Source organism: Streptomyces sp. NBC_00483, assembly GCF_036013745.1.
In the GTDB taxonomy this organism is placed as follows: domain Bacteria; phylum Actinomycetota; class Actinomycetes; order Streptomycetales; family Streptomycetaceae; genus Streptomyces.
In genome coordinates this window covers 8,569,478-8,595,061 of sequence record NZ_CP107880.1, presented here as the reverse complement: position 1 = coordinate 8,595,061, position 25,584 = coordinate 8,569,478, and the positions used below count along the sequence as shown (strand labels likewise).

The following is a 25,584-nucleotide window of genomic DNA, read 5'->3' as shown; positions in this document are numbered from 1 at the left end:
TGCGGAAGTCCTCGTCGGAGGTGGTGTCCCGGGTTGTCGGGGCGGTGCCCACAGTGATGTCACGTGGGCACCGCTCCACCTTGCTCACTTGACAACCAGGACCACATATCAGGGCCGGCCTCTCGGGCGCTGCTCAGGCGTCGGCCCCAGCCGCAGTGCGGTTCAGTAGTCCCAGACGGCCGGTACGAAACGGAAGGCGCTGCCGTCGACCGCCACGTGGCAGGCAGCCGGGAACGGCAGGTGCGCGGCCAGCAGTTGCCCGCCGTTCGCCGCCAGCTCTGTCAGGAGACGGAACCGGACGCGGGCCGCTTCCTCGGGGTCGTGGTCGAAGCCGTTGTGCCAGTCGGGCTTGTCGAACCCGGTCTGGAACACGGCGTCGCCGGCGAACGTCAGCCGATCGCCGCCGGACTCCAGGCGGATGATGCTGTGGCCGGGGGTGTGCCCGCCCGTGCGCTGCATCACCACTCCTGGCGCCACCTCGTACTCCGTCTCGAACGGGCGCAACTGGCTGCGGTACACGTCCAGGAACTGCGAGGCGGTCTTTCGCAGCACGTCCGGCACCGGCCCCGGCATGACGGTGTGGGAGAAGTCGGGCGCGTCCCAGAACTCGGCCTCAGCCGCCGCCAGGTGGACTTGCAGGTCCTGGCGCAGCCGGCCCCTCAGCCCCTCCACGAGCAGCCCGCCGATGTGGTCCATGTGCAGGTGGGTGAGCACCACGTCGGTCACGGACGCGGGATCGATCCCGGCGGCGTCCAGTCGCATGGCCAGCCGTCCGGCTCGCGGGAAACCCGGGAACTCCGTCCCCAGCCCGGAATCGACGAGGATGGTCCGGTCGCCGCTGCGCACCACGGCGACGTTCAGCGGCCAGTTGCACACCTCCAGCGGCAGGAACATGTCACCGAGCCAGGCCGCCAGGTCGTCCTTGGCGGCGTTGTGGGCGAGTGTCGTGGTGGTGATCGGCAGCACGCCGTCGCTGATCACCATCACGTCGATGTCACCGACCTTCAGCGCGTAGCGCGAGGGAACCAGGTCGTCATGCCCCGGTGCATGGGAGTGTGCGAGGTTCACTTGGCTCATGGTGTTCTCCTATTGAAGCGCGTGGACCGACGACATCGACGGCGCCATGGGCACACCGTCCAGTCATCCCCTAAGACCGGACGGCAGCTTGGTTTGTGACAGCCGTCCTTGCTCCCTCGTCCCGCCATACCTCACCCGATCATTTCTGCCGGAGGTTCTGCCTCTATCGAGATCGCGACTTCCGCGAAAGCCAGGTCATTTGAGAACCCCGGGCCTCCGTCCTCTCAAGCAACCTGACATCCCAGCGGGTCAACGGCCCGCAATCTGACAGCACTTCGACAGGGCACCAGGGTCCTTCTGACGGATCAGGCTGGATGCGGGAGGCCGCACCATTCAGCTCCGCGAGCGGGGTAATGGGGGCCTCCTCTGCTCGAGCGAAGCCGAGAGCTTGGGGAAGTTGGCAACCGACGACAACGCCGCAGATGCACGTGCCAGGGCCCGCGACTCCGGCAAGATCCATCAGAAGGGCCCCAGTCGCCCAGACCCCTGGCCCAGAACCTGCTCGGCCCGCGGACGACCTTGGCGATGGCGCTGTCGACCTCGGTGCCATCTCCGCTGCCGATCGCGGCCCAGAGGGGTCCGAAGCCGGTGCCGTTACGGCGGTAGACGACGATGTGAGCCTCTGCGTCGTCGGGTAGCGGCCAGGCCGGGAGCGTGGCCAGGCTCAGGCTCGTGAGGTAGTCGAGCGGGAGCATCCCGGACCGCTCTGCGAGTGCGGTGCGAACCTCGCCCGCAGTAGAGCGCGTTCGCCCCCAGACAGGTCAGTCGCAGCAGCACCGTCGATCATCCCGCCGCGTGGTCGACAGCCGCGCGAGAGCGCCGACTCCAGTGGCCGCGGCCGTCATCCACCAAACCCCGGCACACCCGCTCCCGCCAGGGCGGACGAGATATTCGGCAGGGGCGGGGCTGCTGCGGGTCGGCGTTCAGGACGCCGCGCACGCCGGCCTGTTCGAACAGCAGGGCCGTCATGCCTGGGTTCATCAGGACACATGGCGTCTTGCCCGGGAGCTGGTGTCCGATGCCGACGGGACCGTTGGCCAGTGGTGGCGTCAGCCGCGGGCGGGTGGCGCTTCCAGCAAGCCGACGATGTGGTGTTGGAGGATGGCCAGCGCCGCAGCCGAGGTGTGATGGCCCGCCACGACGTGGACCGTGAGGCCGTCGGCCAGGGCGAGGAGCGTTCGCGCCTCAAGGTCCGGGTCGAGGTGCTGACGGACTTCCTGGGTGTCCTGGCCGTAGCGGATGAGCCACACGACGAGGTCGTGGAGTTTGGCGTAGGTCTCGTGGAGCACCGCGCTCAGTTTCTCGCTGGCTGGGGCCTGGGCGACGAAGGCCAGCCAGACGTGCGCGAGGGTCGTCGATTCCTCATCCAGCAGGGCGAGTTCGGCCACGGTGTGGGAGAGCAGGGTCGAAGCGGCCTCGGGCGTGGAGGTGGCGCCGATGCGCTGGTTGGCGCGTGCGCTGACATGTTCGGTGATGTGTTCCAGGGCGAACAGCAGCATGTCCTGCTTGGTGCGGAAGCAGCGCTGGACAGCACCCATGGACACCTGGGCCTGGGCGGCGACGTCGCGAAGGCTGACGGCCTCCATTCCGGAGGATGCGATCAAGGCGCAGACCGCCTCGGCGATGCGTCGGCGCCGGTCCTCGTAGTCGACCTGCTTGGGCACGGTCCACCCCTTCCTCGTTGCGATGCACTTGCATCATATCCGGCCGCACTGCACGATGTGATGCGAACGCATCACATCGATGCGTCGACGTCAGAAGGGGGAGCTCGTCATGACAAAGCAGCCCAAGAGGCCGAACAGCAGCTCAAGCAAGGGCCTGCTGTGGCTGTTCGGTGCCATCCTCGTCGTCCAGGGCTTCGGTTCCGCCATCACGGAGGCCGGATGGGACACGACCTTTGGTGTCTCCGCCCTCCTGCGGGCGGCCCATCTGCCCGAGTGGACAACACTCCTGGTCGGCCTCGCGGGCGTGGCCCTGCTGGGCATGGCGGCGCGCGCCCACTACGCCAGGAGGCGAGCGACTGCCCGCACGTGAGCGGGCCCGAGCCGCGAATCTGCCGCCGAAGCCGACAGGCCAGTTGCGGCGCCGCGTTGACACTCCTCGGTCATCGGACTTCATCCGATGACGGGCCGGCCTGCCCAGGAGCCCGGAATGCCTGACTGCTCCGGATCAACTGGGCGCGATCCCAACGGAGTTCAGAGTTCGTTGCAAGTAGCCGGCGGCTCTCCCCCACCAAGGCCTGGGCCGTCCGCCTCGATGCCCGGCACCACCCGCACCATGACCTGCTGGCGGGAGCCCTCGGGCACGAGGGCGGCGAGTCGCGTGATCTCGGAAGCGCTGTCCACGACGATGCGGCCGACCCCGAGCTGTAGCGCCATGGCGAGGTCCTCGGGCTCTTGGCGTTGCCGTGCATCACGGTCTTCTCCGGTGGGAAGCCGGTGGTGACCGCGAGTGCCGGCTCGACCGGCATCACGCCGAGCACGGCTCACTGCAGTTCACCGTCGTCGACGTCGCCGGCATCCGGACATCCACCGAGCGGCAGATCAGGGGCGGCCGCCCAGGAATGAGAGCAACAGGCCTGCCGATGGCCTCACTTCACGTCCTGCACAGCGACCTCACGTGAAGTCGGACACCCGGAATATCGTCCGCGCCAGCTCGGCGTCCACCTGTCGGGCCAGCTTGCGCAGCGCTGTCTCGCCGCACAGCAGCAGGCCCTGTTCCACCGAGACCCGGGCCGCGTCGTCGACCAGGCGCCACAGCGGCGGATTGGCGGTCAGTACCTGCGGGTCGATCTCGACACGGCCACCGAACTCGTCGCGCAACACCAGGCGTCTGGCCACTCCGTCCAGGCAGCGCACCGACACCAGGCGGTCGGTGCGCACCGAGTGCTCCCTCAGCAGTCCGCGCGAGACGAGTCGATCGGTGGTGGCGCTGACCCGCGGCGGCATCAGCACGGTACCGAGCAGCGTTCCGATGCACAGCCACAACAGACCGCGCCACAGGTCGAGTTGACCGGAGAAGGTGTCGATGAGGAGCGGCAGGCCGAACAGGGTGAGTGCGTATCCGAACGCACCGCGGGCCTCGCCCGCCCAGTGCACGTCGGCGGCCCGGGAGACGGGCTCGGAATGCGTCGGGTGAGTACCTGCGTCGTCGCGGTCGGCCCGGGTCCTGTGTCGCATGCCGCTGACGGTAGGTCGCCTTCGCCCGCCGTGCCTCGCATCTTGACGCGCCCGAGACGGAACTCAGAACACACCTTTGACGCCGAGACACACCTTTGACGCCGAGCCATCCATCGGGACGAACCCCATCAAGGTCGCGTCAGGAAAGCCCTGCGATGCGCGAAGAACGCGGAAGGAGCGGTCGGTCTCGGCCGGATCCGGACAGAACCTGAGCGGGCCTCGAAAGGCGCGGCGCGACACGCGGCCCCACTGCGGCCGCCCGCCCCCGCCCGCGCCGAGCACAGTCCGAAGGAGACCCTCATGTCCGCTTCCCAGATCGCCGAGTACGGCGCGGCCCCGTCCGAGGAGGAACCGCCGGACGCGCGCGACGCCGCCGGCGAAAAGCACCGGCTCACCGCGGTGACCGGCCTCGCCGCGCTCTCGCTCGACGCCATGGCCTCGGTCGCGTACGGCCCGGAAGCGATCGTCCTGGTCCTGGCCGCCGCCGGCGCCCACGGCCTGGGCTTCACCCTGCCGGTCACTCTCGCGATCGCCGCGCTCCTTGCCGTACTGGTCGCCTCCTACCGGCAGGTCATCGCCGCGTTCCCGGATGGTGGCGGTTCCTACGCCGTGGCGAAGAAGCACCTCGGGGCACGGACGAGCCTCGTCGCCGCCGCGTCCCTCGTCCTTGACTACGTGCTGAATGTCGCCGTCGCGGTCACCGCCGGGGTGGCCGCCCTGACCTCCGCGTTCCCGGAGCTGTACGGCGACCGGCTCGCGATCTGCCTGGCCGTGCTCGTCCTGATCACCGCGGTGAACCTGCGCGGCATCGTCGACTCGGCCCGCGCGTTCATCGTGCCGACAGCCGTGTTCGTCGTGTCGATCCTCGTCCTGATAGCGGTGGGACTCTTCCGTTCCGCACCCGTCTCCACGGCGGCCGCCACCGGCCACACCTCGGTCCTCGCCGACAACGCCACCACCGTCGGCGCGCTGCTCCTGCTGAAGGCGTTCGCGTCCGGCTGCTCGGCACTGACCGGCGTCGAGGCCATCGCGAACGCGGTGCCGCAGTTCCGTGCACCGCGCGCCCGCCGGGCGCAGCACGCCGAGGTGGCGCTCGGCGCGGTGCTCGGTGTGATGCTCATCGGGCTGAGCGTGCTCATCTCCCGCTTCCACCTCCAGCCGGTCGAGGGCGTCACGGTCCTCGCGCAGCTCGCGGACGCCTCACTCGGCCACAACTGGGCTTTCTACGTCGTGCAGTTCGCGACGATGATCCTGCTGGCCCTCTCCGCGAACACGTCGTTCGGTGGACTCCCCGTGCTGCTCAAACTGCTGGCCCGCGACAACTACCTGCCGCACGTGTTCGCCCTCAAGGCCGACCGCCAGGTCCACCGGCACGGCGTCCTCACCCTCGCCGGGATCTCCGCCGCCCTGCTGGTCTTCTCCGGTGGTGACACCAACACACTCGTGCCGCTCTTCGCCATCGGTGTCTTCGTCGGCTTCACCATCGCCCAGGTCGGCATGGTCATCCACTGGCACGGGGTGCCCGGGTCGCTCGGAAAGAAGCTCCTCAACGGGCTCGGGGCGCTGCTCACGGGGGTCTCCGCGATCGTCGTCACCGCCACCAAGTTCCACGACGGCGCCTGGCTCATCGTGATCGCGCTGCCCCTGCTCGTCCTCGCGTTCCAGGCCGTGCACCGCGCCTACGACCGCATCGGCGAGCGCCTCGGCCTCGGCCGGATCCCGGAGTGCCCCACGCACGCACGCTCGCTCGTCATCGTGCCGGTCTCCGGCATCTCCCGGCTCACCAGCGAGGCGCTGACCGCCGCGAACTCGCTGGGCGACGAGGTCCGCGCCGTCACCGTCTGCCACACCGACCCGGAGGACCGCGCGCAGACCGAGGCCCTGACCCGCGACTGGGCGCTGTGGAACCCGGGCGTCGACCTGATCCACATCCCCTCCGAGCGACGCACCCTCGGCAAGCCTGTCGCCGCCTACGTACGCGAGGCGGCCGAACCCGGAACGCGCGTCACCGTCCTCATCCCGGAGGCCGAACCGGGGCGTGCCTGGCAGCGGATCCTGCAGAACCAGCGTGGCGCGGTCGTCGCGCACGCGGTGCGCCGTGACACCGATGCCGTCATCTGCCGGCTGCGGTTCCGGCTCTCGTAGATCCCTTGTAAATCACGGCGCGCCCTGGTCCACGTATGAGACGCGTCAAGGGCGTGCACGGCGGCGTATGGGAGCCGTCAACGGGGCTCGAAACCGGCCACTGCCAGGGGTTTCCTCTAATCGTCCGGTCAGTGGTTCCACCGTCCGGGCACTTCCTGTCCCTTCCGAACCTCATCCAGGAGCTCACGATGGCCGACGTGGCCTTCGTCGTCATCACGATCGCGGTCTTCGCGCTGGTGGCACTCGTCGCCAAGGGGGTGACCAAGCTGTGACCGCCGAGAACATCGTCGGCCTCGTCGTGGCCGTCGCCCTGCTGGGCTATCTCGTCCTCGCCCTCATCTACCCGGAGAGGTTCTGAGTACAGATATGAGCCCCGTACTTGCCGGTGTGCTTCAGTTCCTCGCCCTCTGCGTCGCGCTGGCGCTGGCCTACCGTCCCCTCGGCGACTACATGGCCCGGGTCTACTCCTCCGAGAAGCACCTGCGGGTGGAGAAGTGGATCTACAAGGGCATCGGCGCCAACCCGGATGCCGAGATGCGCTGGACCGCCTACCTGCGCGGCGTCCTCGCCTTCTCGGCGGTGAGCGTCCTGTTCCTCTACCTGCTTCAGCGGGTCCAGGGCTCGCTGCCCGGCTCGCTCGGCTTCACGTCGATCGACCCGGACCAGGCCTTCAACACGGCCGCGTCCTTCGTCGCCAACACCAACTGGCAGTCGTACTACGGCGAACAGGCCATGGGCCACGTCGTACAGACCGGCGGCCTCGCGGTACAGAACTTCGTCTCGGCGGCCGTGGGGATCGCCGTGGCGGTCGCGCTCGTGCGCGGCTTCGCCCGCTCCCACACCGGTGAGCTGGGCAACTTCTGGTCCGACCTGGTCCGCGGCACCGTCCGCATCCTGATCCCGATCTCCGTCGTCGGCGCGCTCGCGCTCGTCGCCTGCGGCGCCATCCAGAACTTCTCCGGCATCCACTCGGTCGGCCAGTTCATGGGCGGCTCGCAGCAGTGGAACGGCGGCGCGGTCGCCTCCCAGGAGGTCATCAAGGAGCTGGGCACGAACGGTGGCGGCTACTTCAACGCCAACTCGGCCCACCCCTTCGAGAACCCCAACGGCTTCTCGAACCTCTTCGAGGTCTTCCTGATCCTCGTCATCCCGTTCGCGCTGACCCGCACGTTCGGCAAGATGGTCGGCTCGGTCAAGCAGGGCTACGCGATTCTCGCCACGATGGCGACGATCTGGGTCGGCTTCACCGCGCTGATGATGTGGACCGAGTTCGCCCACCACGGCCCCGCGTTCGACCTGGCGGGCGGCGCGATGGAGGGCAAGGAGACCCGCTTCGGCATCGGCGGCTCGGCGATCTTCTCGGTCGCCACGACGCTCACCTCGACCGGCGCGGTGAACTCCTTCCACTCCTCCAACACCGGTCTCGGCGGCGGCCTCAACCTGCTGGGCATGCAGCTCGGCGAGATCGCGCCCGGCGGCACCGGATCCGGCCTCTACGGCATGCTGATCATGGCGATCATCGCGGTGTTCATCGCCGGCCTGATGGTGGGCCGCACGCCCGAGTACCTCGGCAAGAAGATCGGCACCCGTGAGATCAAGTTCGCGGCCTGCTACATCCTCATCACGCCGGCCCTCGTCCTCGTCTTCACGTCCCTGTCGATGGCCCTGCCGACCCCGCCGAACTCCATGCTGAATCCCGGCGCGCACGGCTTCTCCGAGATCCTGTACGCGTTCACGTCCGGCGCCAACAACAACGGCTCCGCCTTCGCGGGGCTGAGCGCCGACACGAACTGGTTCAACACCATGATCGGTCTGGCGATGCTGCTCGGCCGCTTCCTGCCGATGGTGTTCGTGCTCGCGCTCGCCGGCTCGCTGGCCGAGCAGCGGCCGATCCCGGCCACGGCGGGCACGCTGCGTACCAACAAGCCTTTGTTCACCGGCCTGTTGGTGGGCACGCTCCTGATCATCACCGGTCTGACGTACTTCCCGGCGCTCGCGCTCGGCCCGCTCGCGGAAGGGCTCGCGTCATGACGACCGTACGTACCGAACGTTCCGAGAATCTTGAGGACACGATGTCCACTGCCACACCCACCAGGGCGCCCCACCAGGACGTGCCCACTGGGCACAAGCCCGGCGGCGGCAAGGTCGGCGGGGGCCTGTTCGACCCCAAGCAGCTGCTGAAGTCGCTGCCCGACGCCTGCCGCAAGCTCCACCCGCGGGTCATGGTCAAGTCGCCCGTGATGTTCGTGGTGCTGGTCGGCTCGGTCCTGACGACGGGGTTCTCCTTCAAGGACCCGTCGGACTGGTTCGGCTGGGCGATCAGCGCCTGGCTGTGGCTGACGGTGATCTTCGCGAACCTGGCGGAGGCCGTCGCCGAGGGCCGCGGCAAGGCGCAGGCCGACACACTGCGCAAGGCGAAGACCGACACCGTGGCGCGGCGTCTGGTGGGGGAGCGCGAGGAGCAGGTCGCCGGCACCCAGCTGACGATCGGTGACCTCGTCGTCTGCGAGGCCGGTGACATCATTCCCGGCGACGGTGACGTCGTCGAGGGCGTGGCCTCCGTCGACGAATCCGCCATCACCGGCGAATCCGCCCCCGTCATCCGCGAGTCCGGCGGCGACCGGTGCGCGGTCACCGGCGGTACGAAGGTGCTCTCCGACCGCATCGTCATAAAGATCACGACGAAGCCCGGCGAGACGTTCATCGACCGCATGATCAACCTGGTCGAGGGCGCCGCCCGGCAGAAGACGCCCAACGAGATCGCCCTCAACATCCTGCTCGCGTCCCTCACCATCGTCTTCCTGCTCGCGGTGGCCACACTGCCGCCGTTCGCGAACTACGCGGGCAAACACCTCAGCATGGTCGTCCTGGTGGCCCTGTTGGTGTGTCTGATCCCGACCACCATCGGCGCGCTGCTCTCCGCGATCGGCATCGCGGGCATGGACCGGCTCGTGCAGCGCAACGTACTCGCCATGTCCGGAAGGGCAGTTGAGGCCGCGGGCGACGTGTCCACGCTGCTGCTCGACAAGACCGGCACCATCACCCTCGGCAACCGCCAGGCCGCCGAGTTCGTGCCGGTGCGCGGCACCACGGAGGCCGAGCTCGCCGACGCCGCGCAGCTCTCGTCACTGTCCGACGAGACACCCGAGGGCCGCTCGATCGTGGTCCTCGCCAAGGAGAAGTACGGGCTGCGCGAGCGCCACCAGGGCGAACTGACGGGCGCCGAGTGGATCGAGTTCACCGCCCAGACACGCATGTCGGGTGTGGACGTCGACGGGCGCAAGATCCGCAAGGGGGCGGCCGGTTCGGTCATCACCTGGGTCAAGGAGCAGGGCGGTGAAGTGGCCCCGGACGCGCGCGAGTTGACCGACCGGATCTCCGAGGCGGGCGGCACGCCGCTGCTCGTCGCGGCCGAGGACACCGAGGGTGCCCGCGTCCTCGGTGCCATCCGCCTCAAGGACGTCGTCAAGGACGGCATGCGCGAGCGGTTCACCGAGCTGCGCCGCATGGGCATCAAGACCGTGATGATCACAGGTGACAACCCGCTGACCGCCAAGGCGATCGCCGAGGAGGCAGGCGTCGACGACTTCCTCGCGGAGGCCACGCCCGAGGACAAGATGGCCCTCATCAAGCGGGAGCAGGCGGGCGGCAAGCTCGTCGCGATGACCGGCGACGGCACCAACGACGCGCCCGCCCTCGCGCAGGCGGATGTGGGTGTCGCGATGAACACCGGTACATCGGCCGCGAAGGAGGCCGGCAACATGGTCGACCTCGACTCGAACCCGACCAAGCTCATCGAGATCGTCGAGATCGGCAAGCAACTCCTCATCACCCGGGGCGCGTTGACGACCTTCTCGATCGCCAACGACGTCGCGAAGTACTTCGCGATCATCCCGGCGCTGTTCGCGGCGGTCTACCCCGGCCTCGACAAGCTCAACATCATGGGCCTGTCCAGCCCCGACTCCGCGATCCTCTCCGCGGTCATCTTCAACGCGATCATCATCATCGCGCTGGTCCCCCTCGCCCTCAAGGGCGTCCAGTACCGGCCGGTGAGCGCGGACAGGCTGCTCCGCCGCAACCTCGGGATCTACGGCCTGGGCGGCCTCGTCGCCCCCTTCATCGGCATCAAAATCATCGACCTCCTCATCTCCCTCATCCCCGGGCTGTGACCTTCAGAAAGCGTGTCGATCGTCATGAACAACTCCCTAGGAAACACGGTCCGGTTGCTGTGGGCGGGGCTGCGCGCCCTGATCGTCCTGACCGTGGTGTGCGGCGTGCTCTACCCGCTCGCGGTCACCGGCGTCGCGCAGGTGGCCTTCCACGGCAAGGCCAACGGATCCGAGATCACCTCCGAGGGCAAGGTCGTCGGCTCCTCCCTCATAGGCCAGACCTACCTCACCAAGGACGGCAAGCCGGACCTCGCGTGGTTCCAGCCGCGGCCCTCCAACGGTCTCGGCGAGAACAGCGTCAACACCCAGCACAAGCTGATCCTCTCCGGCGCCACCAACCTCTCCGGTGACAACAAGGAGCTGATCAAGCAGGTCGAGTCCGCCAAGGCCGCCGTCATCAAGGACAACTCCACGACGACGCACAAGGTGAAGGCCTCCGACATCCCGGCCGACGCCGTCGCCTCCTCCGGCTCGGGCCTCGACCCGGCCATCTCCCCCGAATACGCCGACCTCCAGGTCCACCGGATCGCGGAGCGAAACCACCTCTCCGTCGCGCGGGTCCAGAAGCTCGTCGACGCGCACAAGGACGGCCGGGCCCTCGGCTTCATGGGCGAGCCGCGGGTCAACGTCCTCGAACTCAACGTCGCACTGAAGCAGTTGACGTCGAAGAGCTGATGGGGTCAACCGGACACGGCGGGAGTCGGCGGACGGGGCAGCGCCCCCGGACCGCCGACTCCCGCCGCCGTGACAGTTGCATGCACAGGAAGGCACGAGCCGTTGACGCGGATACTGGTGGTCGAGGACGATCCGCAGCTCGTGCGGGCCCTCGTGATCAATTTGCAGGCGCGCAAGTTCGGCGTCGACGCGGCACCCGACGGAGCCACCGCGCTCCGCGTGGCCGCCGCCCGCCGGCCGGACGTGGTCGTCCTCGATCTTGGACTGCCCGACATGGACGGCGTCGACGTCATCAAGGGGCTGCGCGCCTGGACCCGCGTACCGATCATGGTGCTCTCGGCCCGCCGCGCCTCCGAGGAGAAGGTCGCCGCCCTCGACGCGGGCGCCGACGACTACGTCACCAAGCCGTTCAGCATGGACGAGTTGCTGGCCCGGCTGCGGGCCGCGGTGCGCCGCACCGAGACCACGCCCGTAGCCCCCGACACCGTCGTCGTGCAGACGGCCGACTTCACGGTCGACCTCGTCGCGAAGAAGACGAAGCGGGACGGCCACGACGTACGCCTGACGCCCACCGAATGGCATCTGCTGGAGATCCTCGTCTGCAACCCCGGCCGCCTGGTCACCCAGAAACAGCTGCTCCAGGAGGTCTGGGGAGTCTCGCAGAGCAGCAAGACGAACTATCTCCGGGTCTATATGGCCCAGTTGCGGCGCAAGCTCGAAGTGGACCCCTCCCATCCGCGCTATCTGATCACCGAGCCCGGCATGGGCTACCGATTCGAGAATCCAGGGAACTGACAGGCTGATGGCGCGCGGCAAGCTCAGGATCCACCTCGGTTCCGCACCGGGCGTCGGCAAGACGTACGCCATGCTCTCCGAGGCACACCGCCGCGTCGAGCGCGGCACCGACTGCGTGGTGGCCTTCGTCGAGCACCACGACCGGCCGCGGACCGAGGTGACGCTGCACGGCCTCGAACAGGTCGAGCGGCAGCAACTGGGGTACCGCGGAACGCAGTTCACCGAGATGGACGTGGACGCGGTCATCGCCCGCCACCCGGCCGTCGCCATGGTCGACGAGCTGCCGCACATCGATGTCGTCTCCACGGTCAACATCCAGCACCTGGAGTCGTTGGGCGACGTTGTCGAGTCGATCACGGGCCCCGCCCGCCCAGCTGCTCACCCTGGACGACATGCGCGGCAAGGAGATCCCGGTGGACTTCGAGGAGGGAAGCAAGACGGGCGTGTGACCACCGACCCATCGACGTCGGTGATCACGCCGGCGCAGGCGTCACCACGCCCTGCGCCGGCCCTACTCCCAAAACTGTGCGAGCACCCCCGTCTGGTACGGGTCGGGTGACACCGACAGCTCGCCCGCGAACGGCCGGTCCAGGGTCACCGCGAGCAGCAGCGCCAATCCGATCAGCGCCGTGGAGCAGCCCACGAACATCAGTTGGGCCCTGCGGTCACGGATGCCGAGGAGAAGAGTCAGCGGGATCATCACGATCGCGCCGCCGTAAACGAGGATCTTCAGCAGCGTCGGCAGTCCGGACCTCGCGATGGCCAGTCGACTGCGCCGGTCGGCCGACATGGCGTTCACATGCCCGGCAGCCGTCTCGTAGTAAGCCTTCTGGCTCTCGGTCTTCGGCTCGTACGACTGCAGGGCGTGGAACAGGGAGCTCATCGCGTGCTCGGTGGCTGCGCTGTCCGGAACTCCGCGCCGCATCTTCGGCCACTGGTCGTCCACCACCGCGTGCACGTAGAGACCGACCGCGTCCACCACGTGCCGCTCGTCCTTCTCGGGGAAGACCGCCACGTCACGGACGATCGAGGCGGCGTTGGCGGACTCCGAGGCAACGACCTGCTCGGCCACCCCGAGCCCCTCCCACTCCGCGACCACCACGAACGCGAGGAAGATCCCGTAGATCGCCCCGTACATCCCGAGCAGCACACCGACCATCTCGTTCTGCTCACCGTTCACCGACCGAGGGAATCTGCGACGCACATGGACTGCGCCGAGGAGGGCGAACGCGACGAGACCGCCGACGAGGAGAAGGGCCAGACCGAAGGTGTTCAGGTGGTTGAGCAGCCAGAGTTCCATGATCACGAGTGTTGCCGGAATGCCCGCACCAGCCCGGCGACCAGGCCTGACGATCATCCATACGGACCAGCGCCCATCCGCCGCACCTCCGCCCCGCGGATCGCCGTCCCACCTCACGGGAAACCGAACGCGTCCGGCTCCACGCGCCGGGCGCACTCCCCGCCCGGCATGCTCAGGGCGAGCCCGCCATTTCTCACGGTGCCCGATGCCGCTCGGCGCCGTCGTCCCACGCCTCAGGGCTGATCCGCGCGGTCATCCGCTCAGCGATACGCCGCCGCACCGGCAGCGGGGCCCGGTGGACCGGTTCACGGACTGCTGCAGATTCTGCTCGCTGCCGTCCGGCAGCCGCGACGCCATCGCCTGGACCGACTCCGGCGTCCATCCAGCATCAGGCCCCGCACGACGGCCGTGCCCCCCCCCTGGCCGTACCCGCTCCGCCCAGGGCGAACGGGAGGTGTCGGGCTCATCCGTGACTCAGTCGGCGCCGTCGATCGGGGCCTTCGCCACCGGGTCGACCACGTCGAGGACCGGATAGGGACGCGGGTACGGCGCGCCCAGCCCGTACGACTCGGCGAGCCGGTCGGCGAACGCGGCCGCGATGCGCACCTCGCCGTTGGGGTTGGGATGCGTGCCGTCCCAGGTGTGCTCGAGGGCGCGGAACTCGGCCGCCGTCTCGGCGACCGGCACGTCCATCTCGGCTGCCACAGAACGCAGTTGCTCGTTCGTCTCCGCCACGAGCTCCGCGAACCCGGTGTCGTCCAGGGCCTTCTGCGTCTCCAGTACGGTGCCGATCACGATCCGTACGTCAGGGGCCGCGCGCCGGGCATTGGTCAGGAACTCCCGTAGATTCGCGGCGAATTGGGAGGGCGTCACCCCGTACCAGAAGAGATCATTGATGCCGAGGAGTACGAGCAGGTACTCCGGTTCGTGCTCGGCGACCTTCTCCTCGATGACCTCCTTCTCTTGTACGTACGGGCGGCCCCACTGCGCGTCGTGGTCGCGGTCGAAGCCGGGGTCCGCGTACGTCGCGTCGTCGTCGCCGACCTCCTCCGTGCGGATGTTGTCGAGGGTGTCCTTCGGGCCGACCAGGTCGATGCTCAGGCCCGCGTTCTTCAGGTGCTTCCAGAAGAAGTAGCGCCAGGTCCAGTCGCCGCTGCTGCCGTGACTGATCGAATCACCGACGACCATGATGGGGATGTCACCCTCGGGCGGCTTTTTCATGCGTTCCTCCTTATATGGCTGCTGGTGAGGCTTCTGCCAACCCTCGCCCGGTACGTGCATGCGCACCATCCGCGCCGGGACGCCCGCGATCACGCACCGGTCGGGGAAGGTGCCGCGCACGACGGCGCCCGCGGCGACCGTGACGCCCCGGCCGAGACGGGTGCCGGGCAGCACGGTCACGCCCGCGCCGAGCCAGCAGCCGTCGCCGATGACGACCGGGGCGTTCACGGGCGGCTGGATGCCGATGGGCAGGTCCGGGTCGGCGTAACCGTGGTTCTGGTCGGTGATGTAGGCGTACGGGGCGATGTACACGTCGTCGCCGATCTCCACCCGGTGGTGGCCGACGATGTGGCTGCCCCGGCCGACCAGACAGCGCGCGCCGATCCGCACCACGAGCCCCGGGGCCTGCACGGGCTGGAACGGGTAGCCCGCCGACAGGCTCACGTACGGACCCACCAGAGTGGCGTCCCCGATGGCGATGACCTGCTCGCCGAAGACCGCCCCGGGCGGAAAGGCGAGGCATGCACCGTCGCCGAGCCGCGCGAACCGGTGGCGGCCCGGACGCTGCGCCGTCACCCGCCCGTACCGCTCCGCGAAGGCCCACGCGTGGTGCACCAGGGCAGCGCCCAGCCGCGGCATGAGCGACCCCCTCGACCCGGAACGAACTGGCATAGCGCGAGCATCACCGCGCGCGGTATGTCCCACCACCGGACCGGGGCAGCCGGGCGACACGACCGGGCCCCGGCGGGACGGTGACGTCGGCTCCCGGCCAGCCAACAGGCAATGGACGACGCGGAGCCGCCCGCACGCTTCCTGACCTGGCGTGTCCAAGCACTTTCGCGCGGAGCGAGCCGCGCCACGACGGGCCGCCCTGCCACGCAGTCGATCCGGTCCGTGGCCGCGGTGAGCGCGGGGTCGGTGAGCCGGACGTCGTGGACGGGCCGGTTGCCGGTGTTGGTCACGGCGTAACGGACGAGCACCCGGCCCGGCCCCGCCACCCGCACCGTCTCGGCGAGCGCCAGCGCGGCGCCCACCCCGGCGTACCCGGACCGCGCCGACGCCCGCGCCGTGGCCCGCAAATACGCCTGCCGGCCGGTGGCGTCGGCCTTCCCGATCCAGGTGCCGGGCCGTGCCGCCCCGGTCGCCGTGCACCGCACCGAGTGCAGCCCTGTCAGCAGCCGCACCCGGTCCCGGCCGCCGGGGCAGCGGATCCGGGCGCCGGGCAGGGCGGGGTCGCGTACCCGTACGTCGTAGAGGTCGGCGCCGTCCGGGTCGGGCTCCGGGCGCGGAGGCCGCGGCTCGCCTGCGGGCTCCTTGTGGGACAAGCTTTCGTGAACGACTGTCCGTGACCGACGTGTCGCCCGGCCCTCGGGCCGCGATCGGCGGATGAGAGGACTTCAGCGACGTGGCGCGTGACAACAGGGACACCGCACTTCGTTTCGCGCTGCTGGACGCGGACGGCGACGGGGTTGTCACCTGGCACGACTTCGAACACCGGCTGCTCACCCTCGCGCAAGCCGATCCGGGCATCGGCAGCGCGGGGCTCTTCCGGGTGCGCACCGGTTTCCGCGCACTGTGGCGGTCCATGCAGGCCGCCATGGACACCGACGACGACAACCAGATCACCTTCGCCGAGTACGAGGCGTACGAGCACTCATCGGCCGGGCAGACCGGCGTACAACCGGGCGGGGGTGCGGAGCCCGCCACGGCGGCGGACGCACACGGAGCGCCCGCGGTCCCCGCCCACCCCCGGAGACCCGCCGAACTGGTGGAGGTGCCCCTGCCCAGCGGCGGTGCCGCCGCGGCGGACTTCAGCGGCTATCAGCCCTGTGGGACCGGCACCGTCCAGTCGTTCCTGCAGACCTTCTGGAATCCGTCCGGCGGCTGGCGGTACCCGGAGGCCGACGGGTTCGCGCGAACGGCCGACGGGGCGCCGGTGGCCTTCCCCTCCGTCCTGCTGCATCGCGAAACGGTCGACCGCTACGGCCGCGAGCACGGCACCTACCTGGCCCCCGTGGGCACGCCTGTCGCCGCCAGGGCGATCCCCCCGGAGACTCTGCGCCACGCCGAGGGCGAGCGCCCCTGGAACTACCACCGCTACGAGGTGTTGAGGGACTTTTCCGTACTGGCCGGCCCGACGGCCCCCGCGTTCGCCCAATCCGGCTACGGCATCCAGTACAAGCTGAAGCAGGAGCTGCTGAACGATGCCCCCGAGCGCCTGACGGTGGCCTGGCTGGTCGCGGCGGGCTATCTGCGCCTCGTGGATGCGTCCGGCGGGTGAGCGCACCGCACGGGGACGCCGGTTCGAGCTGCCCGCGGTCAAGTCGCTGTACCTGACCTGCGCACATAGCCTGACCATGTGTTTGAGTCACACGATGACACAGGCGCGGACGAAGGCACGCTCATCGTCCACGACTACCTCGGACACCCCTTCCAGATCGGCCTGAGCAACGAACTGGCCCGGCGGGGGCGCCGGGTGACGCACCTCTACCGGGCGGACCTGATCGGGCCCCGGGGCGATCTGCACCGCACCACTGCGGACGCCGTCGTGCGCGCTGTCGCAGGAGGCGCGGACAGTACGGGCCACGGGAACGGTCGGGCCGTACGACCGGCCGGGAACACGACGGTGCGCTACGCCCGGGCGGTGCGGCAGGCCGCTCTGGCCGCCGTGCACGAGGCGCGGGCAGCCGGTGCCGTGGCGCCCGCGACGCTCCTCACCGGAAACGCGCCGCCCCGGGTGCAGGGCGAACTGCTGCGCGTCGCCCGGGCGCAGGGATGGCGGTACGTGTACTGGCTTCAGGACGTGTACTCCGCGGCCGCCTCGTCCGGGCGGTGCGAGGCCGCGTGGGAGGCGCACACGCTGCGCGGCAGCGATCACGTCGTCGCCGTGACGGACGGTTTCGCGCGGGCGGCCCGCGCGCTCGGAGTGGCACCCGAGCGGATCACCGTCGAGCCCAACTGGGCTCCCCTGCCCGCGGAATACGTGCCGCCCGGCGCCGCACCATGGCCGCCGGTCGCCGCCTTCCGCCGGGCCGGCGATCCCGTGCTGTTGTACGCGGGCACGCTGGACGAGCGGCACGCCCCCGGGTTGCTCGCGCACCTCGCCGCGGCCTGCGGTCGGGCCGGCCTCGGGCAAGTGGTCGTGGTCAGCCAGGGCGCCGGACGCGAACTGCTCGAACGGTGGCGGTCCGAACGCCGCCTGACGCGCCTGACCCTGCTCGACCTGCGCCCGTACGACGAAGTACCGGCGATGCTGGCGGCCGCCGACGTCCTGCTGGTGACGCTGGCCCACGAGGCGGCCGATGTCTCGGCACCGTCGAAACTGCTGTCCTGCCTGGCCGCGGGCCGCTGCGTGCTGACGGCCGCCCCGCCCGGCACCGAGACGGCGCGTGTGGTGGCGGAGTCCGGGGGCGGTGAGGTGACGGACCCGCGGGACGCCACCGCCTTCTGCGCCGCCGCGGTGCGGTTGCTCACCGACCCGCGGCGCCGTGCGCGTCACGGTGCCGCGGGGCGCATCTGGGCCCGGCGCACCTTCCGTCTGACCGACATTGCCGACCGCTTCACCCGTGTGCTGTGAGGCCCGCCTCCGGGCGCCGCCACGCAGCCTGAACCGTAACGGAGCACCACCATGTCGTCGCTTCTCGGCACGGACCAACCGCATGCACTCGTCGCCGGTTCGGGCGGCTTCATCGGCGGCCACCTCGTCGCCCGGCTGCTCGCCGAGGGGCAACGGGTCACCGCCGTCGACGTCAAACCGCTCGACCGCTGGTACCAACTCCACCCGAAGGCCCTGAACTTGAGTGCGGACCTGGCGCTGCGCGAGGCGTGCCAGGAGGTGGCGGACGGCGTCGACGAGATCTACAACCTCGCCGCCGACATGGGCGGCATCGGGTTCATCGAGAACAACAAAGCGGCCTGCATGCTGTCCGTGCTCATCAACACCCACCTCCTGTTGGCCGCGCGGGACCGCGGGGTGGGGCGCTACTTCTATGCGTCGTCGGCGTGCGTGTACCCCGCGTACCGGCAGGGCAGCGCCCGGGTCGAGGCGCTGTGCGAGGACATGGCGTATCCGGCCGAGCCGGAGGACGGGTACGGGTGGGAGAAGCTGTTCGCCGAGCGGATGGGCCGGCATTTCGCCGAGGACTTCGGCCTGACCGTGCGCATCGCCCGGTTCCACAATGTGTACGGCCCGTACGGATCGTGGGACGACGGCCGCGAGAAGGCCCCGGCGGCGCTCTGCCGCAAGGTGGCCGAGGCCGTGCGGGACGGGCGCGAGGAGATCGAGGTGTGGGGCGACGGCACCCGTACCCGAAGCTTCATGTACGTCGACGACTGCATCGAGGGCATCCGCCGGATCATGCGCAGTGACGTCGAACAGCCGTTGAATCTGGGCACCTCTGAACTGATCACCGTGGGCGACCTGGCCCGTCTGGTCGCGCGGACCGCAGGGGTCCGCCTGCGCCACCGTTACGACACAGCTGCCCCGCAGGGTGTGCACGGCCGCAACAGCGACAACACGCTGATCCGTGCCGCTCTCGGCTGGGCCCCGGTCGTCCCGCTGGCCGAGGGGCTGCGGCCGACGTACGCGTGGATCGCCGCACAGGTCGACGCGGCGGCGCCGGTGCCCTCCACGACGCTCGGAGCATGACGCGCTCGTGGTCCAACTGGGCCGGCACAGCCCGCTGTTCGCCGCAGACGTACGCAATCGCGCGGAGCGAGGCGGACGTGGCCACCCTGGTCCGGGCCGCCCGGGAGCGCGGGGTCCCGGTGCGGGCGGTCGGCGCGGGCCACTCGTTCGCACCGCTGGCCTGTACGCCCGGGATGCTCGTGGACGTACGACGACTGCGCGGGGTGCTGGCGATCGGCAGGGCCGACGCGGCCACCGGAGCGGTCACGGTGACCGTGGGCGCCGGTACGTCGCTGGGCGAGTTGGCCGCGGCGCTGCACCTGCGGGGACTCACGGTCCACGGTCTGCCCACGACGACCGCGCCCACGCTCGCCGGCGCCGTCGCCACCGGCACTCACGGCGGCGGCCGGCACGCGTCGCTGTCGGCGCAGGTGGTCGGGTTCCGGGTGGTGACGGGGACGGGCGACATGCGCGATGTGGACCTGGAGAGTGACCTGTTGCCCGCGTTCCGGGTATCGCTGGGGGCGCTGGGCGTGGTGACCCGGCTGGTGCTTCGCTGCGTGCCGGGGCAGTTGCTGGAACGCCGCGAGGCGGACGGCGCGTTGGGCGGCCTCCTGGCCGATCCGGTGCGGTGGGCGGCATCGGCCGAACACGTGTCGGCGTTCTGGTTCCCCTGGCAGGACCGGGTGCGCCACCACACCCTGCAACCTGCGTCGGACGCACGGCCGTCCGCCGCCGTCTCGCCGGTGGTGACGATCCGCGACGACCTGCTGCGCGGCTGGGCGCTGCGCGCCGCCGTCGCCCGCAGCCCGCTCCCCCGGGCGGCCGCGCAACGACTGGCCGAACTGTGCCGCCCGGCTCCGGCCCCGCCGCACCGGGGCCCGGCCCACACCTGCTGCGTGTTCCCGCAGCGCCTGCGGTTCGCGGCCCTGGAGTACGGCATCCCTCTGGAGCGGCTGCCCGAAGCGGTGGAGCGGCTGCGCGTGGCGCTGCGGCGTACCGGTTTCACCAGCGTCCTGCCGCTGGAGATTCGGCCGGGCCCGGCCGAAACCGCCTGGCTGAGCCCGGCGCAGGGCCGCGCGACCGCGTGGATCAACCTCGCGGCGCCGCGCACGCCCGGCCGCGACCGCTGGCTGCGAACCGCCGAAGAGATCCTCGTCGAGGCCGGGGGCCGCCCGCACTGGGCGAAACGGCACAGCCTCGACGCCTCGGTTCTGCACGACCGTTACCGCCACTGGCACGACTTCCGCGCCGCACGCGACGCGTTCGACCCGGACCGTGTGTTCCGTAGCCCTTACCTGGACCGGCTGCTCGGGTCATGAGCGGGGCAACGACGCCGCGGGAACGTCACGGCTGTCCACCTGCTCCATGCGGGCCAAGGCGTCCTTGAAGCTGTCCGAGGTGACCCGTATCCCGCTCGCGAAGGGGTGGTTGAGCTGCAGCACGATCCAGATCCCCGCCGCGAACAGCGCCGCGGTCGTCCCCAGTCCTGCCCTGGCACGCACGCCGGTGGGCCACCCCATCAGCAGGAAGTACAGCGGGACGAGGACCGCGGTGGAGATCAGGAAGCCGAGCAGTACGGGCGGGATGCCGTCGTCCGCTGCCGCGACCCTGAGCCGCCGCTGTACGTAGACCTCGTGCAGCGCGGTGCGCAGATCCGCCTGAGCGAGGGCCGGGGCATCGTGACTCGCCAGGATGCGGTTGTGGAGAGCGTCCAGCTGATTCCATGCGGCCGGCGAGTCCTCACCACGGGCGAGGCGCGGCCACTCCACGTCGATCACCGTGTCGGTGTACGTACGCAAGGAAGCCTGAAGTTCGCGCCTCTCGGCAGCCGGGTAGCGCTGGGCCACCAGATAGGCGTCACGCAGCGCGCCGGACTCGGCGACAGCACCCGCGCGGGCATTGCCCAGGCTCGCACTGGTGTTGACGATCAGGAACGCGATCGTGAGGACATACAGCGACGCGACGGCACCGCACGAAGCGGCTACGACCGGACCGCTCTGGATGGGCCACCGCCGGTCGACATGACGAGTCCAGAGCCACGCCGCAGTCGCGCCGAGCACGAACGCGCCGCACGCGACCAGCACCCCGTACAGATACATCAGTGCCCCGTCCCACTGCGTGGACCAAACTCGTACTCACGTACGGTAACCGCTTCGGTACGGACGGACGGGACGCGCGCCGGGGAGTGTCCCTTCTTCCGCGTGTTCCGCTGCTGCAAGGTGTACGGGCCGGTGTGGGAGTACCTCAGCGAGTCTGCCACCTGATCACGCTCGTACCCGCGCCGCGTGGTGCCCCAACATCTCGAGCGCATTCCGAACCCGCACGTCACTGCCGGGAGGACGATCAACACACCTGAGGACGTTCAGGGCACCGACGCCCTCCGCACCAGATGCCGGAGCCTACGGCTGCGTGCCCACCCGGATGATGGTCTTCACGTCCGGCCCCTGAGGGGCCTGCGTCCATGCCAGGTGTGCTTCTTCCAACGGAAGTGTGCGAGTGACGAGGTCGTCCGCCTGGAAGCGGCCGTCGCGGAGACCGGCGATGACGGTGGGCCAGGTGAAGCGGTACCGCATGACGCCGCGGATCTCCACCTCACGCTCGATGACTGCCGGCATGGGCACGCCGGCGTCTTGGTGTCCGACACCGATGAAGACTGCGCGGCCCCCGGGCCGGACATACAGGCATCCGTCGTGGCGGACCTGCTGTACACCTGTGCATTCCATGAGCACGTCGAAGGTTCCCTCGGCCTCCTCCAGCGAAGCGACCGTTTCGGCCCCGAGGCTCTTGGCGAGATCCCTGCGGGCCTCTTGCGGCTCGACCAGGACGACGTGTGCGGCACCCCTGTTGCGCGCGACCTGGAGGGCGAACAGGCCGATCGGGCCTCCTCCGGTGATGAGAACGCTCTCCCCGATGGTGATCCCGGCCCGTTCGCCGGCCCACAAAGAGACGGAGATGGTCTCCACCATGGCCGCTGCGGCGTCGCTCACGGAGTCCGGGATCGGGAAGGCGTTGGCCGCCGGTACCACGACGTACTCCTGGAGCGCACCTTCCGCTCCGGGGACGCCGTGGAACTTCTGGGTCGGGCAGATGTTGTACTCGCCATGCGTGCACTGCCTGCACGAGCCGCACGGAACCAGCGGCTCCACCGCCACGCGCTCTCCGACCCTGCCCTCGTCCACGCCCTCTCCGACGGCCGTGATGCGGCCCCCGAATTCGTGGCCCATGACGAAGGGCTCCGTCATGACGTCGCTGCTGGCGCGCCCCTCGGTGTAGAAGTGCTTGTCCGAGCCGCACACACCGACCGAGCCGACGGCAAGCAGAACCTCGCCGCGGCCCGGAGAGGGCACCGGACGTTCCTCCAGCCTCAGGTCCCGCTTGCCGTGCAGCACAAGCGACTTCATGGTCGCGGGCCGTGCTCCGTGGTCAGTCATGGTCGTACACCGGGTCTTTCTGTGTCTGGTCGGAAGAGGCGGACCGGCCGACGGGCCGGTTGCGGTGAGGTGTGAATGTTCCGTTGCGGAGGCTGGCTTCGATCTCTTCCAGGGTTCGTCCCTTGGTCTCCGGCATCCAGAACCACACGAACACGAAGGCCAACGCGTTCAGTGCCGCGAGCGCACCGAACACCATCCCGACGCCCAAGCCGTCGGCGGCGAACAGCAGCACGAGAGTGAGCAGGAAGTTGGTCACCCACAGCACGAACGCGCAGAAGCTGACGCCCTTCCCCCGCACGGTCAACGGGAAGATCTCCGCGAAGTAGAGCCACGCGACCACGGACAGGCTGCCGCCGTTGAACGCGAAGTAGGCCAGCAGGCACACCACGACGACGGTCTGTGCCCCTGAGCCGATCGACGCCGATGCCGATGCCGTCCACGGCAGCAACGCCGCCATGATGCCCAGCACCACGACCGCACCGGGCAGTCCGATGAGCGTGAGCCTGCGCCTGCCCCAGCGTTCGAGCAGGTAGATCCCGAGGACCGTGAAGACGGTCAGCGACACCCCGACACCGATGGACGCGAGTGTCGCGGCCCCCGTGCCGAACCCGGCGAGTTCGAGCAGTGAGGGCGCGTAATAGATGATCGCGCTGATCCCGGTGGCCTGGGAGAAGAACGCCACCCCGACCCCGGCGACGAGCGCCGGTCGTACCCACCGTCGGCGCAGGTCCGTCCAGGTACCGGTGTCACTCGAGTCGATCTGCCGGATGTCGTGGATCTCCGCCTCCACCGAGGCTTCGTCGGCGCGCACACGACGCAGGACTGCCCTGGCCTCCGCCTCACGACCGCGTATGGCAAGCCAGCGTGGGCTCTCCGGCAGCAGCGTCATCGCGATCAGGAACAGTACGGCCGGTATCGCGGCGATGCCGAGCATCTCGCGCCAGGCCGCGTCGGCCCCGAGCACGTGACCGGAAGCGTAGGCGAGCAGCGTGCCGACGCAGATCATCACCTGGAAGAGCACGGCCTGGGAGCCACGGCTCTTGGGTGGTGCCAGCTCGGATATGTAGAGCGGGATGATCTGCGAGGCGCCGCCGACCGGCACACCGAGCAGGAATCGGAAAGCGATCAGGGTGCCCACGTCCGGTGCGAGTGCACAGCCGATCGCGAACGCGATGAACGCTGCAGAGACGACCAGGACCGTCTTGCGCCTGCCGAGCCGGTCGGAGAGCGGCCCGGTCAGTACCGCGCCCGCAATCGCGCCGAGCAGCGTGATGGAAGTGATGACCGACTGGAGGAACGCGTTGTCCCCGATGCCGAAGTCGTCGCGCAGGAACAGCAGGGCGGAACCGATGATGCCGGTGTCGTACCCGTAGAGCAGGCCACCGAGACTCGCGCCCAGCGCGACGAAGACGGAGAAGGCGGAACCACGCTCGACCGGCTTCTTCGGCGGGGCCGACTGTGCGGCGCCCATCACGGCTGCACCCTGCGGAACTCGGCGCCGAGCAGGTCGGCGAGTGCCTCGATGTCGTCGGCCAGATGTCCGACGCCCATGCCCCAGTGGTGTGTCGAGCCCGACTTGGCCCATTCCTCTGTCCACACTCCGGGGTCGCAACCGAAGTCCACCCGCGAGGTCGTGTTTCCGATCTTGATGTGCGGGCCGTCGACGACGGTGCCTTCCGAGGCGATGAACCGCAGCCGCCCGTTGCCCAGTTCACCGATGGAGAACTGGGTGACGGGGCCGGGTGCCACGTCGACCTCGATGGAGGCGCCGCCGCCGCCCTTGCCGTGGAAGACGTCCAGCTGACGCAGGGCCGGCTTCCGTGCGGTGATCGCCATGTCGGCGGCGTCGTTGTGGCCGATCTCGGCGACTCCGGCGTCAAAGTCCAGCGCCTGTCCCTCGGTGAGGGTGCCACCGCCGCCCAGCAGGTTGAGCACGTACATCGCGATCGCGGCGCGCACCTCGTACTCGGTGACCGAAGGGATCCCGCGTGAGGTCAGCAGAGTTGCGCCGATCGGGAAGCCGGTGGCGAGCTTCTGGTAGATGTCGCTCGGCTGCCCGAAGTGGAAGTAGGCCAGGGTCGACAGGTCGTAGTCCCGCACCAGGGTGTCCAGCGCGGCCGACACCCTGGCCTGGAAGCGGACGTTGTCCCAGTCGATGCCCGGTGTGATCTCGAAGCACGACCGGATCGTCTCGAGGGCGCGCTCGGTTTCGGGCTCGGTCACCGCCTCGTACCGGACGCGCAGATCGTCGAGTTCGAGGATCTCGGCGTGCCCGCCGAACGTGGACAGCACGGAGGTGATGCTGGTGGCGATGTCGAACATGCCCGGGTACAGATGCCCCATCATCCCGTGGCGTGCTCGCTTGAGTGTGGCCATGACGCCCGTCGCGGCCACCCAGCGCTCGATGGAGCGCCAGGCCCGCTCGTCGTCCAGATGCCCGGCGACGACCCGGACGGGCTTCCCGAGCCGCTCGAGACCCACGCAGATCTCGGGCAGCCCGGCGGACCCGGCGTAGGCCAGCCAGTCTCCCGTTCCGAACGTGGCGTGGTCCATCTTCCGGCCCGGCTGCAGTTGCACCAGAAGGATGGGGGCCCCGCAGTCCCGCAATACAGGAAGGATCTGACCGGAGGTCATGTACGTGGAGACGTAGACGACGAGAAGATCGCAGTCGGCGCTGCGGATCGCCGACGCGGCGGCGTCGCCCTCGACCGGGTCGGAGACGAAACCGAAGTCCTGCACCCGTGACCCCAGCGCCTCGATGCGCTGCCGGATGACGTCGGAGACGCCCTTGAGCTGATCGAGCAGTCCGTCGAACTGGGGCCAGTAGGCGCCCAGTCCGCCGGAGACGAACCCGATCTTCGGTGTGACGCCGTCCACCCGCTGGAGCGGATGCGGCGGCCGATGGAACTCGCGTCGTTGCACGGTGAAGGACATGGCTCTCCTGAGGGACGGACCCGGGCGC

At 69.6% G+C, this 25,584-nt stretch carries 22 protein-coding genes and 3 pseudogenes; 13 read left to right on the top strand and 12 right to left on the bottom strand.

Translation table 11 applies throughout. From position 1 onward, the window contains the following. Positions 1-162: 162 nt before the first annotated feature. Together OHA73_RS38385 and OHA73_RS38380 are read right to left on the bottom strand one after the other, a co-directional pair. Complete coding sequence (locus tag OHA73_RS38385) at positions 163-1,077, bottom strand: MBL fold metallo-hydrolase (protein WP_327657430.1); 915 nt, start codon at positions 1,075-1,077, stop codon at positions 163-165. A gap of 1,049 nt (positions 1,078-2,126) precedes the next feature. Continuing rightward, positions 2,127-2,741: a TetR/AcrR family transcriptional regulator gene (locus tag OHA73_RS38380; protein WP_327657429.1), complete on the bottom strand. Its 615-nt coding sequence runs from the start codon at positions 2,739-2,741 to the stop codon at positions 2,127-2,129. Positions 2,742-2,850: 109 nt separating this feature from the next. Between OHA73_RS38380 and OHA73_RS38375 the strand changes: the two genes are divergently transcribed. Further along, complete coding sequence (locus OHA73_RS38375; protein ID WP_327657428.1) at positions 2,851-3,111, top strand: hypothetical protein; 261 nt, start codon at positions 2,851-2,853, stop codon at positions 3,109-3,111. Positions 3,112-3,320: 209 nt separating this feature from the next. Here OHA73_RS38375 and OHA73_RS38370 read toward each other — a convergent pair. Then, positions 3,321-3,538 (bottom strand): annotated as a pseudogene (locus tag OHA73_RS38370) (diaminopimelate decarboxylase); the annotation flags it as partial. Positions 3,539-3,692: 154 nt separating this feature from the next. Beyond that, a complete protein-coding gene (locus OHA73_RS38365; RefSeq protein ID WP_327657427.1) occupies positions 3,693-4,256 on the bottom strand; it encodes a hypothetical protein in 564 nt (187 codons plus the stop codon). Positions 4,257-4,556: 300 nt separating this feature from the next. Between OHA73_RS38365 and OHA73_RS38360 the strand changes: the two genes are divergently transcribed. The 8 genes and pseudogenes from OHA73_RS38360 to OHA73_RS38325 all read left to right on the top strand — a co-directional run. Next, the gene (locus OHA73_RS38360) at positions 4,557-6,401 is read left to right on the top strand and encodes an APC family permease (RefSeq protein WP_327657426.1); all 1,845 of its coding nucleotides are present in this window, start codon (positions 4,557-4,559) and stop codon (positions 6,399-6,401) included. A 131-nt stretch (positions 6,402-6,532) separates the two neighbouring features. Beyond that, positions 6,533-6,673: a hypothetical protein gene (locus tag OHA73_RS38355; RefSeq protein ID WP_267068147.1), complete on the top strand. Its 141-nt coding sequence runs from the start codon at positions 6,533-6,535 to the stop codon at positions 6,671-6,673. Further along, positions 6,670-6,759, top strand: a complete 90-nt coding sequence (kdpF, locus tag OHA73_RS38350; RefSeq protein WP_018533641.1) for a K(+)-transporting ATPase subunit F — start codon at positions 6,670-6,672, stop codon at positions 6,757-6,759. The genes OHA73_RS38355 and kdpF overlap by 4 nt, the downstream gene beginning before the upstream one ends. A gap of 8 nt (positions 6,760-6,767) precedes the next feature. Further along, the gene (gene kdpA, locus OHA73_RS38345) at positions 6,768-8,432 is read left to right on the top strand and encodes a potassium-transporting ATPase subunit KdpA (protein WP_327657425.1); all 1,665 of its coding nucleotides are present in this window, start codon (positions 6,768-6,770) and stop codon (positions 8,430-8,432) included. Between the two features lie 41 nt (positions 8,433-8,473). Beyond that, on the top strand, positions 8,474-10,570 hold the full coding sequence (gene kdpB / locus OHA73_RS38340; protein ID WP_327658604.1) for a potassium-transporting ATPase subunit KdpB: 2,097 nt from the start codon (positions 8,474-8,476) through the stop codon (positions 10,568-10,570). A 24-nt stretch (positions 10,571-10,594) separates the two neighbouring features. After that, positions 10,595-11,245 carry a potassium-transporting ATPase subunit C gene (locus OHA73_RS38335; RefSeq protein WP_327658603.1) on the top strand — a complete coding sequence of 217 codons (651 nt, stop codon included), beginning with the start codon at positions 10,595-10,597 and terminating at the stop codon, positions 11,243-11,245. A 102-nt stretch (positions 11,246-11,347) separates the two neighbouring features. Beyond that, complete coding sequence (locus OHA73_RS38330; protein WP_327657424.1) at positions 11,348-12,040, top strand: response regulator; 693 nt, start codon at positions 11,348-11,350, stop codon at positions 12,038-12,040. 7 nt (positions 12,041-12,047) lie between these two features. Beyond that, positions 12,048-12,449 (top strand): annotated as a pseudogene (locus tag OHA73_RS38325) (histidine kinase); the annotation flags it as partial. Positions 12,450-12,551: 102 nt separating this feature from the next. Here OHA73_RS38325 and OHA73_RS38320 read toward each other — a convergent pair. From OHA73_RS38320 to OHA73_RS38305, 4 genes and pseudogenes are all read right to left on the bottom strand, one after another. Further along, complete coding sequence (locus tag OHA73_RS38320) at positions 12,552-13,340, bottom strand: bestrophin-like domain (protein WP_327657423.1); 789 nt, start codon at positions 13,338-13,340, stop codon at positions 12,552-12,554. Positions 13,341-13,566: 226 nt separating this feature from the next. Next, positions 13,567-13,753 (bottom strand): annotated as a pseudogene (locus OHA73_RS38315) (transposase); the annotation flags it as partial. Between the two features lie 61 nt (positions 13,754-13,814). Next, positions 13,815-15,200, bottom strand: a complete 1,386-nt coding sequence (locus OHA73_RS38310; protein WP_327657422.1) for a GDSL-type esterase/lipase family protein — start codon at positions 15,198-15,200, stop codon at positions 13,815-13,817. Then, on the bottom strand, positions 15,134-15,886 hold the full coding sequence (locus tag OHA73_RS38305; RefSeq protein WP_327657421.1) for a hypothetical protein: 753 nt from the start codon (positions 15,884-15,886) through the stop codon (positions 15,134-15,136). The genes OHA73_RS38310 and OHA73_RS38305 overlap by 67 nt, the downstream gene beginning before the upstream one ends. Before the next feature lie 80 nt (positions 15,887-15,966). Between OHA73_RS38305 and OHA73_RS38300 the strand changes: the two genes are divergently transcribed. From OHA73_RS38300 to OHA73_RS38285, 4 genes are all read left to right on the top strand, one after another. Next, entirely contained in the window at positions 15,967-16,842 is an 876-nt protein-coding gene (locus OHA73_RS38300; protein ID WP_327657420.1) for a glycohydrolase toxin TNT-related protein, read from the top strand. A gap of 78 nt (positions 16,843-16,920) precedes the next feature. Beyond that, positions 16,921-18,138, top strand: a complete 1,218-nt coding sequence (locus tag OHA73_RS38295) for a glycosyltransferase (protein ID WP_327657419.1) — start codon at positions 16,921-16,923, stop codon at positions 18,136-18,138. Between the two features lie 51 nt (positions 18,139-18,189). After that, positions 18,190-19,209 carry an NAD-dependent epimerase/dehydratase family protein gene (locus tag OHA73_RS38290; protein WP_327657418.1) on the top strand — a complete coding sequence of 340 codons (1,020 nt, stop codon included), beginning with the start codon at positions 18,190-18,192 and terminating at the stop codon, positions 19,207-19,209. Further along, the gene (locus OHA73_RS38285) at positions 19,206-20,510 is read left to right on the top strand and encodes a D-arabinono-1,4-lactone oxidase (RefSeq protein WP_327657417.1); all 1,305 of its coding nucleotides are present in this window, start codon (positions 19,206-19,208) and stop codon (positions 20,508-20,510) included. Before OHA73_RS38290 ends, OHA73_RS38285 begins: the two co-directional genes overlap by 4 nt. On the opposite strand, the gene OHA73_RS38280 is transcribed toward OHA73_RS38285, so the two are convergent. The 4 genes from OHA73_RS38280 to OHA73_RS38265 form a co-directional block, all read right to left on the bottom strand. Further along, entirely contained in the window at positions 20,505-21,290 is a 786-nt protein-coding gene (locus tag OHA73_RS38280; protein WP_266723161.1) for a bestrophin-like domain, read from the bottom strand. The genes OHA73_RS38285 and OHA73_RS38280 overlap by 6 nt on opposite strands. Before the next feature lie 300 nt (positions 21,291-21,590). Beyond that, complete coding sequence (locus OHA73_RS38275; RefSeq protein ID WP_327657416.1) at positions 21,591-22,622, bottom strand: alcohol dehydrogenase catalytic domain-containing protein; 1,032 nt, start codon at positions 22,620-22,622, stop codon at positions 21,591-21,593. Then, positions 22,615-24,093 (bottom strand): sugar porter family MFS transporter, encoded by a 1,479-nt coding sequence (locus tag OHA73_RS38270; protein ID WP_267068158.1) that lies wholly within the window; start codon positions 24,091-24,093, stop codon positions 22,615-22,617. Before OHA73_RS38270 ends, OHA73_RS38275 begins: the two co-directional genes overlap by 8 nt. After that, the gene (locus OHA73_RS38265) at positions 24,093-25,556 is read right to left on the bottom strand and encodes an L-fucose/L-arabinose isomerase family protein (protein WP_327657415.1); all 1,464 of its coding nucleotides are present in this window, start codon (positions 25,554-25,556) and stop codon (positions 24,093-24,095) included. Before OHA73_RS38265 ends, OHA73_RS38270 begins: the two co-directional genes overlap by 1 nt. Positions 25,557-25,584: the final 28 nt, after the last annotated feature.

Bases quoted from the DNA above. Each gene is read 5' to 3' on its own strand.
- OHA73_RS38385 (WP_327657430.1), bottom strand. From the start codon at position 1,077: ATGAGCCAAGTGAACCTCGCACACTCCCATGCACCGGGGCATGACGAC.
- OHA73_RS38375 (WP_327657428.1), top strand. From the start codon at position 2,851: ATGACAAAGCAGCCCAAGAGGCCGAACAGCAGCTCAAGCAAGGGCCTG.
- OHA73_RS38365 (WP_327657427.1), bottom strand. From the start codon at position 4,256: ATGCGACACAGGACCCGGGCCGACCGCGACGACGCAGGTACTCACCCG.
- OHA73_RS38360 (WP_327657426.1), top strand. From the start codon at position 4,557: ATGTCCGCTTCCCAGATCGCCGAGTACGGCGCGGCCCCGTCCGAGGAG.
- kdpA (WP_327657425.1), top strand. From the start codon at position 6,768: ATGAGCCCCGTACTTGCCGGTGTGCTTCAGTTCCTCGCCCTCTGCGTC.
- kdpB (WP_327658604.1), top strand. From the start codon at position 8,474: ATGTCCACTGCCACACCCACCAGGGCGCCCCACCAGGACGTGCCCACT.
- OHA73_RS38335 (WP_327658603.1), top strand. From the start codon at position 10,595: ATGAACAACTCCCTAGGAAACACGGTCCGGTTGCTGTGGGCGGGGCTG.
- OHA73_RS38320 (WP_327657423.1), bottom strand. From the start codon at position 13,340: ATGGAACTCTGGCTGCTCAACCACCTGAACACCTTCGGTCTGGCCCTT.
- OHA73_RS38310 (WP_327657422.1), bottom strand. From the start codon at position 15,200: ATGCCGCGGCTGGGCGCTGCCCTGGTGCACCACGCGTGGGCCTTCGCG.
- OHA73_RS38290 (WP_327657418.1), top strand. From the start codon at position 18,190: ATGTCGTCGCTTCTCGGCACGGACCAACCGCATGCACTCGTCGCCGGT.
- OHA73_RS38285 (WP_327657417.1), top strand. From the start codon at position 19,206: ATGACGCGCTCGTGGTCCAACTGGGCCGGCACAGCCCGCTGTTCGCCG.
- OHA73_RS38280 (WP_266723161.1), bottom strand. From the start codon at position 21,290: ATGTATCTGTACGGGGTGCTGGTCGCGTGCGGCGCGTTCGTGCTCGGC.
- OHA73_RS38275 (WP_327657416.1), bottom strand. From the start codon at position 22,622: ATGACTGACCACGGAGCACGGCCCGCGACCATGAAGTCGCTTGTGCTG.
- OHA73_RS38270 (WP_267068158.1), bottom strand. From the start codon at position 24,093: ATGGGCGCCGCACAGTCGGCCCCGCCGAAGAAGCCGGTCGAGCGTGGT.
- OHA73_RS38265 (WP_327657415.1), bottom strand. From the start codon at position 25,556: ATGTCCTTCACCGTGCAACGACGCGAGTTCCATCGGCCGCCGCATCCG.